The sequence below is a fragment of the Haemophilus sp. HMSC71H05 genome, from assembly GCF_001838635.1.
GTDB lineage: Bacteria > Pseudomonadota > Gammaproteobacteria > Enterobacterales > Pasteurellaceae > Haemophilus_D > Haemophilus_D parainfluenzae_R.
Genome location: NZ_KV838028.1, coordinates 106,757 through 119,564 on the forward strand (window position 1 = coordinate 106,757; position 12,808 = coordinate 119,564).

At 39.0% G+C, this 12,808-nt stretch carries 14 protein-coding genes; 7 read left to right on the forward strand and 7 right to left on the reverse strand.

Annotation, left to right across the window (positions count from 1 at the left end):
• Nucleotides 1-75: 75 nt before the first annotated feature.
• From speFL to potE, 3 genes are all read left to right on the forward strand, one after another.
• Nucleotides 76-270: a leader peptide SpeFL gene (gene speFL, locus HMPREF3279_RS10195; RefSeq protein ID WP_197534114.1), complete on the forward strand. Its 195-nt coding sequence runs from the start codon at nucleotides 76-78 to the stop codon at nucleotides 268-270.
• Between the two features lie 253 nt (nucleotides 271-523).
• Nucleotides 524-2,686 carry an ornithine decarboxylase SpeF gene (gene speF / locus HMPREF3279_RS04340; protein WP_070868195.1) on the forward strand — a complete coding sequence of 721 codons (2,163 nt, stop codon included), beginning with the start codon at nucleotides 524-526 and terminating at the stop codon, nucleotides 2,684-2,686.
• A 104-nt stretch (nucleotides 2,687-2,790) separates the two neighbouring features.
• Nucleotides 2,791-4,107 carry a putrescine-ornithine antiporter gene (gene potE, locus HMPREF3279_RS04345; RefSeq protein ID WP_070868196.1) on the forward strand — a complete coding sequence of 439 codons (1,317 nt, stop codon included), beginning with the start codon at nucleotides 2,791-2,793 and terminating at the stop codon, nucleotides 4,105-4,107.
• 105 nt (nucleotides 4,108-4,212) lie between these two features.
• Here potE and HMPREF3279_RS04350 read toward each other — a convergent pair whose 3' ends face one another.
• The 6 genes from HMPREF3279_RS04350 to HMPREF3279_RS04375 form a co-directional block, all read right to left on the reverse strand.
• Nucleotides 4,213-4,653 (reverse strand): SoxR reducing system RseC family protein, encoded by a 441-nt coding sequence (locus tag HMPREF3279_RS04350; RefSeq protein ID WP_070868197.1) that lies wholly within the window; start codon nucleotides 4,651-4,653, stop codon nucleotides 4,213-4,215.
• Nucleotides 4,647-5,414, reverse strand: coding sequence for a class I SAM-dependent methyltransferase (locus HMPREF3279_RS04355; RefSeq protein WP_070868198.1), 768 nt, complete (start codon nucleotides 5,412-5,414; stop codon nucleotides 4,647-4,649). Before HMPREF3279_RS04355 ends, HMPREF3279_RS04350 begins: the two co-directional genes overlap by 7 nt.
• Nucleotides 5,396-6,487 carry a tRNA (uridine(54)-C5)-methyltransferase TrmA gene (gene trmA / locus HMPREF3279_RS04360; protein ID WP_070868199.1) on the reverse strand — a complete coding sequence of 364 codons (1,092 nt, stop codon included), beginning with the start codon at nucleotides 6,485-6,487 and terminating at the stop codon, nucleotides 5,396-5,398. The genes HMPREF3279_RS04355 and trmA overlap by 19 nt, the downstream gene beginning before the upstream one ends.
• A 101-nt stretch (nucleotides 6,488-6,588) precedes the next feature.
• Nucleotides 6,589-6,924 carry a MaoP family protein gene (locus HMPREF3279_RS04365; RefSeq protein WP_032804166.1) on the reverse strand — a complete coding sequence of 112 codons (336 nt, stop codon included), beginning with the start codon at nucleotides 6,922-6,924 and terminating at the stop codon, nucleotides 6,589-6,591.
• A gap of 53 nt (nucleotides 6,925-6,977) precedes the next feature.
• Nucleotides 6,978-7,583, reverse strand: coding sequence for a thiol:disulfide interchange protein DsbA (locus tag HMPREF3279_RS04370; protein ID WP_070868200.1), 606 nt, complete (start codon nucleotides 7,581-7,583; stop codon nucleotides 6,978-6,980).
• Nucleotides 7,584-7,592: 9 nt separating this feature from the next.
• Nucleotides 7,593-7,859 carry a YihD family protein gene (locus HMPREF3279_RS04375; RefSeq protein WP_005699179.1) on the reverse strand — a complete coding sequence of 89 codons (267 nt, stop codon included), beginning with the start codon at nucleotides 7,857-7,859 and terminating at the stop codon, nucleotides 7,593-7,595.
• A 66-nt stretch (nucleotides 7,860-7,925) separates the two neighbouring features.
• Here HMPREF3279_RS04375 and mobA point away from each other — a divergent pair, with 66 nt between their 5' ends.
• Together mobA and htpX are read left to right on the forward strand one after the other, a co-directional pair.
• Nucleotides 7,926-8,492 carry a molybdenum cofactor guanylyltransferase MobA gene (gene mobA / locus HMPREF3279_RS04380; RefSeq protein ID WP_070868201.1) on the forward strand — a complete coding sequence of 189 codons (567 nt, stop codon included), beginning with the start codon at nucleotides 7,926-7,928 and terminating at the stop codon, nucleotides 8,490-8,492.
• 78 nt (nucleotides 8,493-8,570) lie between these two features.
• A complete protein-coding gene (gene htpX, locus HMPREF3279_RS04385) occupies nucleotides 8,571-9,422 on the forward strand; it encodes a protease HtpX (protein ID WP_198429573.1) in 852 nt (283 codons plus the stop codon).
• Between the two features lie 54 nt (nucleotides 9,423-9,476).
• On the opposite strand, the gene HMPREF3279_RS04390 is transcribed toward htpX, so the two are convergent.
• Nucleotides 9,477-10,925, reverse strand: coding sequence for an aminoacyl-histidine dipeptidase (locus HMPREF3279_RS04390; RefSeq protein ID WP_070868202.1), 1,449 nt, complete (start codon nucleotides 10,923-10,925; stop codon nucleotides 9,477-9,479).
• Nucleotides 10,926-11,036: 111 nt separating this feature from the next.
• Here HMPREF3279_RS04390 and gpt point away from each other — a divergent pair, with 111 nt between their 5' ends.
• Together gpt and HMPREF3279_RS04400 are read left to right on the forward strand one after the other, a co-directional pair.
• Entirely contained in the window at nucleotides 11,037-11,495 is a 459-nt protein-coding gene (gpt, locus tag HMPREF3279_RS04395) for a xanthine phosphoribosyltransferase (RefSeq protein WP_005694918.1), read from the forward strand.
• A gap of 88 nt (nucleotides 11,496-11,583) precedes the next feature.
• Complete coding sequence (locus tag HMPREF3279_RS04400) at nucleotides 11,584-12,804, forward strand: tetratricopeptide repeat protein (RefSeq protein WP_257282991.1); 1,221 nt, start codon at nucleotides 11,584-11,586, stop codon at nucleotides 12,802-12,804.
• Nucleotides 12,805-12,808 lie beyond the last annotated feature (4 nt).

The window sequence follows — 12,808 nt, forward strand, 5'->3', positions numbered from 1 at the left end:
TATTGACATGATATTTACACAAGCAGAGAATATACCCAACTAAGGTTAGTTTAGATAGAAAGAGGAAATTTTTCTATGCTACTTCGTACATATATACACAGATACGTCCATACGAAAGTATTGAGACTTTTACGGTTTAATCCGATAAAAGGTCGTTCTTTGATGGCGCATATCCGTCGTACACGTCATATTATGATGCCATCGCATCGTTCTTGCTTCTCATATTCAGTATTTGCTTCTCAAAACAAACCATCCAACACGGCTCTCTAAACAGAGTTGTTCTCTCTGTTTGGAGAGTCTCCACAGATTAATTTCTGAATATTTTTGTATTGTCTAGAACAGGCAAGAAATATTTTGTGAAATTAACTTAATCTTATTTAATTTAAAATAAAAAATTCTTACTTTAGTTTTTTTATATAAAAAACTAGAGTGGGTTGTTTTATTCTAAATAAATCTATTGCGTTATTAATTTTAATAACGCAGGGTAACTTTACGTCAAAAAAATAAATAAAAGGAGTTTATTATGCCAAACTTAAAAATTGCATATAGTCCAAAAGTTGAACAATATTTCTCTACAAATAGAGAATTAGTTGAAATTACCAAAACAGACTTTACTGATGTTGCCGCTATTGTGTTGACAGCAGGAGATGTCGGTGAATACCTTGAACGTATTCAAGCAACAAATTTTGGTATCCCAGTATTTGTTGTTCAAACTGAAGAAGAACAAGTTGATCCGAAATTCTATGATGCTATTTATCATATTCAAGATTTAAATGGTTATGACATTAAGCTTTATAGCCGTCAAATCGAAACTGCTGCAAGACTTTATGAAGAAAAAATGTTACCTCCATTCTTCAAAATGTTAAGTGAATATGTAGAAATGGGTAATATTGCTTTTGACTGTCCGGGACACCAAGGTGGTCAATACTACCGTAAACATCCAGCTGGTCGCTTCCTTTATGACTTCTACGGTGAAAACATTTTCCGTTCAGATATTTGTAATGCTGACGTGAAATTAGGTGACTTGTTAATTCACGAAGGTGCAGCTTGTGATGCACAAAAATATGCGGCTCAAGTATTCAATGCAGATAAAACTTACTTCGTATTAAATGGTACATCTTCTTCAAACAAAGTTGCGTTAAATGCTGTATTAGCTCCGGGCGATTTAGTGTTATTTGACCGTAATAACCACAAATCAAACCACCATGGTGCATTAATTCAAGCGGGTGCAACCCCAATTTACTTAGAAACTGCACGTAACCCATTTGGTTTCATTGGTGGTATCGACAGTCACTGCTTCGAAGAAGATTATTTGAAATCATTAATTAAAGAAGTCGCACCTGAAAAATTAAACCAAAAACGTCCATTCCGTTTAGCAGTTATTCAATTAGGTACTTATGACGGTACAATTTATAACGCACGTCAAGTGGTAGATAAAATTGGTCATCTTTGTGACTACATCTTATTCGACTCTGCATGGGTAGGTTATGAACAATTCATTCCAATGATGAAAGACTGCTCTCCATTATTGCTTGAATTAAATGAAAACGACCCAGGTATTTTAGTGACCCAATCTGTTCATAAACAACAAGCAGGTTTCTCACAAACTTCACAAATTCACAAAAAAGATAAACACATTAAAGGTCAAGATCGTTATGTAAACCACAAACGTTTCAATAACGCCTTTATGTTACATGCGTCAACCAGTCCGTTCTATCCATTATTTGCGGCATTAGATGTGAATGCGAAAATTCAAGGTAGTGAAGCAGGTCGTCGTTTATGGCATGAATGTGTGAAAGTAGGTATCGAAGCACGTAAATTAGTATTAAATCACTGTGAATTAATTCGTCCATTTATTCCAACCACAATTAAAGGTAAAAAATGGCAAGATTATGACACAGAAGAAATTGCAACTAATCTCGAATTCTTCAAATTCCACCCAACAGATACATGGCATAAATTTGAAGGCTATGCTGATGAACAATACTTCGTTGACCCATGTAAATTCTTGCTTACCACTCCAGGTATTAGCTTAGAAACCGGTGAATATGAAAAATTTGGTGTACCAGCAACTATTCTTGCAAACTACTTACGTGAAAACGGTATTATTCCGGAAAAATGTGACTTGAACTCAATCTTATTCTTGCTCACTCCGGCAGAAACCCTCACCAAAATGCAAACTTTGGTTGCTCAAATCGCCTTGTTTGAAAAACACATTAAACAAGACTCTTTATTAAAAGATGTATTGCCAACTGTGTATAAAAACAATGAAGACCGTTACAAAGGCTATACCATCCGTCAATTATGCCAAGAAATGCATGACCTTTATGTAAGCCGCAATGTAAAACAACTTCAAAAAGACCTATTCCGTAAAGCAACATTACCGGAATATGCGTTAAATCCACACGATGCGAATATTGAATTCGTTCGTAACAAAGTTGAACTTGTTCCATTAACAGACATTGTTGGTCGTGTAGCTGCGGAAGGTGCGTTACCTTATCCTCCAGGTGTGTTATGTGTGGTTCCAGGAGAAAGATGGAGTTCAACTGCACAAAAATACTTCCTTGCATTAGAAGAAGGTATTAACACATTACCTGGCTTCGCACCTGAAATCCAAGGGGTTTACTTACAAAAAGACCCTGATGGACGTACTCGTGCATATGGCTATGTTTTAACTGACTATTAATAAAGTGAAGTTATGAGGTTTTTCCTCATAACCCTCTCAGCACAAACAAAAAAGTGCGGTTAAAAACATCTGATTTTTTGACCGCACTTGTAGGAGTATAAATTATGAGTGCTAAAAGTAATAAAATTGGTGTGGTACAACTCACCATTCTTACCATGGTTAATATGATGGGTTCCGGTATTATTATGTTACCGACCAAATTAGCCGAAATTGGGACTATTTCCATCGTTTCTTGGCTTGTAACAGCCGTTGGTTCAACAGCCTTAGCTTATGCATTCGCACAATGCGGTATGTTTAGTAAAAAATCTGGTGGTATGGGCGGTTATGCGGAATACTCTTTCGGTAAAGCCGGTAACTTCATGGCAAACTACACTTACGGTGTATCATTAGTTATTGCCAATACAGCAATCGCAATTTCTGCTGTGGGTTATGGCTCAGAGTTCCTTGGTGCAACCCTTTCTCCACTTTCTATCGCATTATGGACAATCTTCACTCTTTGGCTTGCAACCGTTCTTAACTTTGGTGGTGCAAGAATCACCGGTAACATCAGTTCATTCACCATTTGGGGTGTAATCATTCCTGTGGTAGGTATTTCAATCATCGGTTGGAAATGGTTTGATGGTACAATGTATGTAAATTCTTGGAACCCACACAATGTGCCTACTTTTGAAGCGATCGGTGTATCTATTTCAATGACATTATGGGCATTCTTAGGGTTAGAGTCTGCTTGTGCGAACTCTGATGCGGTTGAAAATCCAGAGAAAAACGTACCAATTGCGGTACTTGGTGGTACTTTAGGTGCGGCGGTAATTTATATCGTTTCTACTAACGTTATCGCAGGTATTGTTCCTAATCTTGAACTTGCTAACTCAACTGCACCGTTCGGTTTAGCCTTTGCTCATATGTTTAATGAAACAATCGGTAAAGTCATCATGGGCTTAATGGTGATGTCTTGTTTTGGTTCATTATTAGGTTGGCAGTTCACTATTGCTCAAGTATTCAAATCTTCAGCGGAAGAAGGTTATTTCCCAGCATTCTTCAAAAAAGTTACTAGCAAAGATGCGCCTATCGTTGGTATGGTAACCATCACTGCGTTACAAACATTACTATCATTAATGACAATCAGCCCATCATTAAATAAACAATTCAATGTGCTGGTTGACCTAGCGGTAGTAACAAACGTTATTCCATACTTGCTCTCAATGGCTGCACTTCCCGTATTGTTGAAAACTGAAAACGTTCCTTACCAAAAATACAAAAAAACTGTTCTTGTTGCCTTTATTGGTTCAGTCTATAGTATCTATGCGCTTTATGCTGCGGGTGAACAAGCGATGCTATACGGTTCAATTGTGACCTTTATCGGTTGGACATTGTATGGTTTTGTTTCTTACAAATTTGACCTTAAAAAATCTCAAGCTTAATTAAAAAAGAAAAGCCTACATCTTAATGTAGGCTCTTTCGAGTAGTAATAAGCTAAGTACAAAAGAGCGGTTGAAAATTAACTTGTTTTCAACCGCTCTTTTTATTTAGGACAATACTCTCAACAAAACAGGCTGAAATTCTGTTTGTTGGCCGAGTTTTAGGGTGTAACGTTTAACCATCACAAAGGAAAGTGCGGTCAACATAAAGATTAAAATCGCACGGATGAGCTCATTTTCACTGATATAGCTAGAAAGCAACGTTGCAATCAATAAAGTCAAAAGCGGCACGATATACATTAACAATGCAGAAAATAACATGGATTTTTCTTCTAGACCGATTTCTACCATTTGACCTGTGCGCAGTGGCGTAATGGTTTCGATTGTGAAGATATGCTCGCCTCGTTTTCCGTTAAGCTCAGAAAGGGAGGCTGTTCCACAGGCTTCTCTAGCCGAACAAGCTCCACAGGCGCTTTGTGACTGACATTTCACTTTAGCAAGACCCGTTTCTGCATCATAGCTCATCACAACTGCACTTTCTTTTAGCATTGTGCTTCTCCCATATAAATATCAAAGCGGTGATTTTTAGTTTCACGACTGACATGGGGCGCTTTTTGCGCTAAAAATTCCGCATAATCAGGACGTTTTACCACCACGCGTTTACGGGCTAATTGTAACGCAGGTGTCAAGAGCTCATCGGCATCCAAATCGGCACCAACTAAATATTGGAATACACGCATTTCTTTTTTAACTAGGGCGGATTTTTGTTTATGTGGATACATTGGATCCAAATACACCACATCGGCACTATCGATTTGTGGATTAAGTTCGGCAATATGATGAACATCTAGTAAACGCATATTTTGTTGCATCATTTCGCCTATTTCTGCATCTTGATAGGCTCGGTTGAGCCCATCCTGTAATAATAAATACACCACAGGATGGCGTTCCACTAAACGCACCTGGCAGCCGATAGAGGCTAAAACAAACGCATCCCGACCAAGTCCAGCTGTGGCATCAATCACGCTCGGCAATTCTGCACCCTTAATGCCTACAGCTTTGGCAACAGCTTCGCCACGTCCACCGCCAAATTTACGACGATGAGCCATGGCACCTGCAACAAAATCCACAAACACATCGCCCAATTTGGGCTCGTCTAGCTTACGCAAGGCAAGGTGGGTTTCGGTTCGCACCAATGCAAGCGGGCTTTCAGTACAATGCTCGATACCAAGAGGGGCGCAAAGTGCGGTCAATTCTGACAATGTTCCCACTTCAGCAATTAATTGGATTTTTATTTTCTCACCAGCCATACGCCGCTTTCCATATGATCTGTGTAAGGGAATTGATCAAACAGCGCCGCTTTTTCAATGCGGTGGGTTTGGCTTAGGGTTTGCAAATTCTCACAAAGGGTATGTGGGTTGCAGGAAATATACAAAATACGATCGTAATTTTGCACCAGTTTTACCGTGTCAGGGTCAAGCCCTGCTCGTGGTGGATCCACAAAAATCGTATTGCATTGATAGGCTTTTAAATCAATGCCTTTTAAGCGATTAAACTCACGTACACCATTCATTGCTTGGGTAAACTCTTCTGCCGACATACGGATAATTTGCAGATTATCGATCGCATTTTCCGCAATATTAAATTGTGCGGCAGCCACGGATGGCTTGGCGATTTCAGTAGCAAGTACTTTGCGGAAGTTTTGTGCAAGGGCAATAGAGAAATTGCCGTTACCACAATACAGCTCTAATAAATCACCTTGAGAACCTTGAGTGCAATCAATTGCCCATTCCAACATCTTGCAATTTACAGCTGCATTAGGCTGGGTAAAGCTGTTTTCCACTTGGCGATAAACATAATTGCGACCTTTTACTGGTAATACTTCATCAACAAAATCTTGCTCTAAACAGATTTTTTGTTTACTCGCACGACCAATCAGTTGCACATCAAAACCAAGTTGTTGTAATTCACCTTTTAGGTTTGCTGCAGCGCTTTGCCATTCTTCCGTGAGTTGCTTGTGGTAAAGCAGGCTTACAATAATTTTATTGCTGAGCGTGCTCAAATAATCAATTTGAAACAGTTTTTTATGTAGCACTTCCTGCGTTTTTAACAACGGCAATAAGGCTTTCATCATGCGATTGATCCGTTCGCTGGCAATTGGAAACTCGTCCACTCGATAGCGCTGCAAGGTACTTTGATCAAACATGATGTGATAAAAATCGCCTTTATCATGCCAAATACGAAATTCTGCACGCATCCGATAATGGCTGGTTGGCGAATCAAACACGGCTATTTCTGGGGCGTTAAAAGGCTGCAAAAGTGCGGTCAGTTTTTCAGTCTTTTTTTGCAGGAGTTCGGTATATTGGGAAACGGGTAGTTGCATTGATGTTTACGTTTGAATGATAAATATTCCCCAGCCCTTGGCAAGCATGGGGATTGAGTAAAAAAGCAAAAGGCAAGCTTCTGCCTGCCTTTTAAAATGTATTATTCGCCAGAATAATCTTCGCCGCCAGAAGCCGCTTCGCTCACATCACCTGATAAGGTGTAAACACGTTTTGTTGTGTTAATGCGAGTACGATATTTATTCCAGGTTTTTTCGAAGAAAGTTTCCGGTGCACGTTCACCACGGCAAAAAGCAACAAATTCTTTTTCTTCTTTTGTCGCTGGCTTGCGCTCGCCTGAATCTAATGCTTTAAACGCTTGACCATATTGCTCTAATACTTGGGATTCTTTGATTGTATAATCACCATGACGGGAAAATCCGCGTGGGTAGTTTTTGTCGTCAAAAAAACGACGAGTAACACTGAAACTAGCAGCCATAATCATCTCTCTTCTTTATATTTAAAAACGGCAGGCATTAAACCAATTTTTTTTTATTTTTGCAATAAACCTTTCACGGTTTCTACATAATCTTTGACGAAATCATCGTAATTTAAGCCTTCAGGGTTCACACGATATTTGCCATTTACATAGAAATCAGGTACGCCATGTACTTTAAATTGCTCAGCCGCATTCACTTGTTTATTCACTAAACCGTTTACAGCAAAGCTGTTGATGTTGTTATCAAATTGTTCAGCAGTCACACCGTTATCAATGAAGATTTTACGAATATCGTCCATTGAGCTTAATTTATCTTGCTGTGCCGCTTCGAATAAAGGCGCTTTCACTTTGCTTTCTGCACCAAGTGCCATCGCTAATGCCCATGCACGAGTGAGGTTTTCAGATTGACGACCTAAGAAGTTAACATGATATTGTTTAAATTCAGTGCCTTTTGGTAAGCTTTCTGCAACTTGTTTTGGAATGTGGTATTCCATTTCAAAGGCATAGCAATGCGGGCAGTAGAAAGAGAAAAATTCAATCACTTCAGGCTGTGCAGAAGCGGTTTGACCCACTTGAACGTATTGTTTACCTTCTTCTAAATTAGCTGCGAATGCGTTAAATGAAAATAAAGCACCGAGTAAAAATAAAAATTTTTTCATTTGTTTTCCTTATTTAATAATTCCGCGCGCTTTTAACAATGCGGTTTTAAAATCTTCTTCATAATCTTTTTTGATGCCAGGAATTGGCTCAAACTTATCTGTGCCATGCATTTTTAAATGATAAATAATCACTTCATCAGATAATTCTGCCACGGGCTTATCGAAACCTGCTTCATCAGCAATTTTTTGCAAAATTTGTAGCAAGCTAAGATCTGGGTCTTTAGACCAGTAAGGTTGTAAAAGTTCCAAAACTTCATTTAAACGCTTACATTTCATTGCTATTTCCTTTTAAATGGAGAAAAATAAGGCTAGATCATACTTCAAATAAGGCAATAAGAAAATATGGAATACACAATAAGTGCGGTTATTTTGGCTGGCGGAAAAGCACGGAGAATGAATGGGGCGGATAAAGGCTTACAGCTTTTACAAAATAAACCGTTAATTAGTCATGTGATTGAGCGCTTACAACCCCAAGTAGTTGATATATCGATTAATGCTAATCGTCACCATACGGAGTATGCTCAATGGGGGTTTCCCGTATTTTCAGATGAATTGCCTGATTTTCAGGGACCGTTGAGTGGTATGCTAACATCACTCGAACAAGCTAAAACAGATTTTGTACTTTTTGTGCCTTGTGATAGTCCGTATTTTCCACAAAACTTATTAGAAAAACTAAAAAACGCGGTTAAAAATGACCGCACTTTAATTGCTTATGCAAAAGATAAGGAGCGTGAACACCCGACATTTTGTTTGATGTCCGTTCAGCTTAAAGAGAAGTTACGTGCTTATTTAAACGAGGGCGAACGTCGCTTATTACAATTTATGAACAAAAATGGGGCGGTTGCTGTCCAATTTGACGAACAAGAGGGACGATTTGTAAATTTTAATACCTTAGAAGATTTACAATAAATTATTTGTTAAACCTTGAATTTTGCAAAAAATTCTCCATTATTGCAGTGTTTACTTTCTATTTTATTGAGGAACTTTATTATGATGCGAATCCTTTTATTTTTAGCCACTAACTTTGCTGTGATGCTTGTGTTAGGGATTATTTTAAATGTGACCGGTATTGCAGGAAATAGTACAGGTGGCATTTTAATTATGGCAATGCTTTTTGGTTTTGCCGGATCGTTGATTTCATTATTTTTATCAAAAACCATGGCATTGCGCTCTGTGGGGGCAGAAGTAATTACCGAACCGCGTAATCAAGCGGAACGTTGGTTGGTGGAAACTGTACGCCGTCAAGCGCAACAAGCAGGCATCCCAATGCCAGATGTGGCGATTTATCATTCTAATGATGCGAATGCTTTTGCTACGGGTGCAACTAAAAACAATTCTTTAGTGGCGATTAGTACAGGCTTATTAAACTCCATGACGGAAGAAGAAGCTGAGGCGGTATTGGCTCATGAGGTATCACACATTGCGAACGGTGATATGGTAACCATGACTTTATTGCAGGGCGTATTGAATACCTTCGTGATTTTCTTATCTCGCGTGATCGCCAATGTGGTAGCAAGTTCTCGTAATGGCGATGAAGAAAGCCGTAGTTCAGGCATTTACTTCTTGGTTTCAATGGTGTTAGAAATTGTATTTGGTATTTTAGCGAGCATTATCGCGATGTGGTTCTCACGTTATCGTGAATATCGTGCAGATGCTGGTTCTGCGCACCTTGTGGGTAAAGAAAAAATGATCGCGGCATTACAACGTTTACAACAAATTCATGAGCCACAAGAGATGGAAGGTTCACTTAATGCCTTTATGATTAACGGCAAACGCAGCGAACTCTTTATGAGTCACCCTCCTCTTGAAAAACGTATAGAAGCATTACGTAGTTTATAAAAGATAAAAAAAACAAAGGGCTAAATGTAATATTTAGCCCTTTTTATTTGTAGATTATTTAATATCCGCTAAGACTTTAGTGAGTAATTCCCAGTAAGTTTGTACTGTTGAAATTTGGACTTTTTCATCTGGCGAATGCGCATTACGAATAGTTGGTCCCACAGAAATCATATCAATATTCGGATAATGTTCTTTCAACAAGCCACATTCAAGCCCCGCGTGAATCACTTTAATCTCAGGCTCTTTGCCAAGCACTTCTGCATAATGTTTTTTCATTAATGTCAGAATTGCGGTGTCATTTACCGGTTTCCAACCTGGGTAAGAACCTGAAAATTCAACTGTTGCACCAGTGAGTTCAGCAAGTGAGGTTAAGGTTTCTTCTACATACTCTTTACCGCTTTCAATCAATGAGCGAATAAGAATTGTGCCTTTGATTTTGTCTTCAAGAGTTTTTAATACACCAATGCTCAATGAGCTTTCCACGACATTTTTGATTACATCACTGTTGCGGATTACGCCATTTGGTAAGATGTTCAGCAAATTAATCACTTTTTTGGTGGTTTCAAGTGTGAAAGTTTGTTGTGGATTTTCAACTTGCTCAACTGTTAAAGTTAAGTTTGGCTCAGCGATAGCGAGCTCTTCTTTCAATAAAGCTTCAAAATTTTTGACCGCACTTTTTACGCTTTCTACATCATGATTGAAGCAAATGGTTGCCGCGGCTTCACGTGGAATTGCATTACGAATTGAGCCACCACGAATTTCTGCAAGGGCAAAATGCGGTTGATTTTGTGAGAGTTTTGCTAATAAGCGTGCTAAAACTTTAATTGCATTCGCGCGTGTGGTGTGAATATCACAACCAGAGTGACCGCCTCGTAAACCTTTTAAGTTAATTTGCAAACTATGGCTGAATGAATTGCTTTCACGGTGAACAGGTAGTTCAACATTAGCATTCACCCCACCAGCACAACCAATATAGATTTCACCGATTTCTTCGGTATCGGTATTAATTAAGATTTCTGATTTTAACCAGTTACGACGAAGGTGTACGGCACCATCCATGCCGGTTTCTTCAGTCATGGTGAGTAACACTTCAAGTGGTGGGTGTGCAATATCGGTACTTTCTAATACCGCTAAGGTAGAGGCTAAACCAATACCGTTATCCGCGCCAAGTGTCGTACCTTGCGCTTTTACCCAATCACCGTCGATATAAGGGCGAATAGGGTCTTGCGTAAAATTATGAGGATTGCCTTCATTTGCTTGTGGCACCATATCTAAATGTGCTTGTAAGACAACAGGTTGGCTGTTTTCCATCCCGGCTGTAGCCGGTTTACGAATTAATACATTGCCGGCCTCATCACGTTCTGCAAAGAATTGTTTTTCTTTCGCCCAGTTGACAATAAAAGTAGCGAGCGCATCTTCATGATGTGAAGGATGTGGTATCGCACAAATTTGATCAAACCATTTCCAAAGTAATTGCGGTTGTAATGTGGTAATTTCTGACATAATGAACTCCTTTTTTCATTAAAATTTTTGCGGAAATCATAGCATAAAACGCCATTTCAGGTTAAAATTCCGCAATTTTTTTATTTAGCGACAAAGTTTAAGGTATTTGTTATGAGCGAAAAATATGTTGTGACTTGGGATATGTTCCAAATGCATGCCCGCAAATTAGCGGAACGTTTACTTCCTGCCACTCAGTGGAAAGGTATCATCGCAGTAAGCCGTGGTGGTTTGTTCCCAGCAGCGGTACTTGCTCGCGAATTAAATATTCGTTTCGTAGAAACCGTGTGTATTGCGAGTTATGATCACGATGAACAAGGTGCATTAAAAGTGTTACACCGCGCAGGTGGTGATGGTGAAGGAATGATCGTGGTAGACGATTTAGTGGATACCGGCAACACTGCTCGTGCAATTCGTGAAATGTATCCAAAAGCAAAATTTGTCACAGTATTCGCAAAGCCTGCGGGTGCGGAGTTAGTGGATGATTACGTGATTGATATTCCACAAAATACTTGGATTGAACAACCTTGGGATTTAGGTTTAACTTTCGTGCCACCATTGGCAAGAAAATAATAAAACCTAAATATAAAATTTCGTTACGCCGGTGCTTTTATAGTTCCGGCGTAATAATTATGACCAATTTATTTTGATTATGAATAATATGGACGCACAAAAAACGTTAGAGCGATCTTACGTTTCCTCACTTGAAAATAAAGAATATGATGAAGCAGTCAAGCTGGCTGAAACGCTTTGCTTACTTGATCCTAATAATCCCGAATACTCTCATAAAATTGCTTATGTTTATTTGCAACAATTAAAATGGGAAGAGGCAATTGAGGCAGAATTAAAAACATTAAAAGTGGATGCGCAATATATTCCGGCTTTAGATTTATTGGCACATGCTTATGGTGCAGTAGATGATTGGGAGCGCTCAGGTTTTTATGGTAGTTTAGCCCTTGAGTTGAAAGATAAAGCTATTCCCGTTCCAACACAGGAAATGGTTCCTGCGTCTGCGCCTAAAAATGGTAAGCGAATTATCGCATTTTCTTTATTTGGTAATAACTCCAAATATATTGAGCCGGCTGTATTAAATACACAAGTTTCTCCGATGTTATTCCCTGATTGGGTGTGCCGTTTTTATGTAGATGATTCAGTTTCTCCTGAAGCGATTCAACGATTAAAAAATAATGGTGCAGAAGTGGTTTATGTCACTTCACCTGTGAATAAATGGCCTGGTGCAATGTGGCGTTTTCTTGCAATTAATGATCCAGAAGCAGAGTATGTGATCTTCCGTGATGCGGACTCTGTGGTCTCTCACCGCGAAGCTGAGGCCGTAGCTGAATGGATTGAAAGTGGTCGTTTATTCCATACGATGCGTGATTCAGGCTCCCATACCGCACTTATTTTAGCGGGGATGTGGGGGGCTAAAGCTGGTGCGGTGCCAGATATGGAAGCTAGAATTCAACGTTTTGTTGATAAGGGTTATGACTCTCGTCATTTTGCTGATCAGGATTTCCTTGCTGAAGACTTGTGGGGCTATATTCGCCAAGATGTATTCTCACATGATAGGGTATTTAATTTCTGTAATGCAAAACCTTTCCCTGGAGAGTTTTACCCTCATTATCAAATTGCGCATTGCGAAGGAGCAAGTAGTTTTGATGCGAAAACCTCTTTTGAAGAAGGGTGCAAAGTAAGATGGACGTTATATTCAAAAATATCGCCTATGGTCAATGTCGATTATTCCTTTATTCGAGTGCCTGAATTTAAAGTTTGCAGCTATGAAACCACAGTAGAGAATGGTAGATTTGAAGCATCAATACCAAGACGTTATGGATACGCTTTTAAAGAAGGCTTAGCTAGAATAGATATTAAAAAAGCCTAAGTTA

Bases quoted from the DNA above. Each gene is read 5' to 3' on its own strand.
- HMPREF3279_RS04375 (WP_005699179.1), bottom strand. From the start codon at position 7,859: ATGAAATGTAAGCGTTTAAATGAAGTTTTGGAACTTTTACAACCTTAC.
- trmA (WP_070868199.1), bottom strand. From the start codon at position 6,487: ATGCAACTACCCGTTTCCCAATATACCGAACTCCTGCAAAAAAAGACT.
- HMPREF3279_RS04355 (WP_070868198.1), bottom strand. From the start codon at position 5,414: ATGGCTGGTGAGAAAATAAAAATCCAATTAATTGCTGAAGTGGGAACA.
- HMPREF3279_RS04365 (WP_032804166.1), bottom strand. From the start codon at position 6,924: ATGGCTGCTAGTTTCAGTGTTACTCGTCGTTTTTTTGACGACAAAAAC.
- HMPREF3279_RS04370 (WP_070868200.1), bottom strand. From the start codon at position 7,583: ATGAAAAAATTTTTATTTTTACTCGGTGCTTTATTTTCATTTAACGCA.
- potE (WP_070868196.1), top strand. From the start codon at position 2,791: ATGAGTGCTAAAAGTAATAAAATTGGTGTGGTACAACTCACCATTCTT.
- HMPREF3279_RS04350 (WP_070868197.1), bottom strand. From the start codon at position 4,653: ATGCTAAAAGAAAGTGCAGTTGTGATGAGCTATGATGCAGAAACGGGT.
- HMPREF3279_RS04400 (WP_257282991.1), top strand. From the start codon at position 11,584: ATGGACGCACAAAAAACGTTAGAGCGATCTTACGTTTCCTCACTTGAA.
- speF (WP_070868195.1), top strand. From the start codon at position 524: ATGCCAAACTTAAAAATTGCATATAGTCCAAAAGTTGAACAATATTTC.
- mobA (WP_070868201.1), top strand. From the start codon at position 7,926: ATGGAATACACAATAAGTGCGGTTATTTTGGCTGGCGGAAAAGCACGG.
- HMPREF3279_RS04390 (WP_070868202.1), bottom strand. From the start codon at position 10,925: ATGTCAGAAATTACCACATTACAACCGCAATTACTTTGGAAATGGTTT.
- speFL (WP_197534114.1), top strand. From the start codon at position 76: ATGCTACTTCGTACATATATACACAGATACGTCCATACGAAAGTATTG.
- gpt (WP_005694918.1), top strand. From the start codon at position 11,037: ATGAGCGAAAAATATGTTGTGACTTGGGATATGTTCCAAATGCATGCC.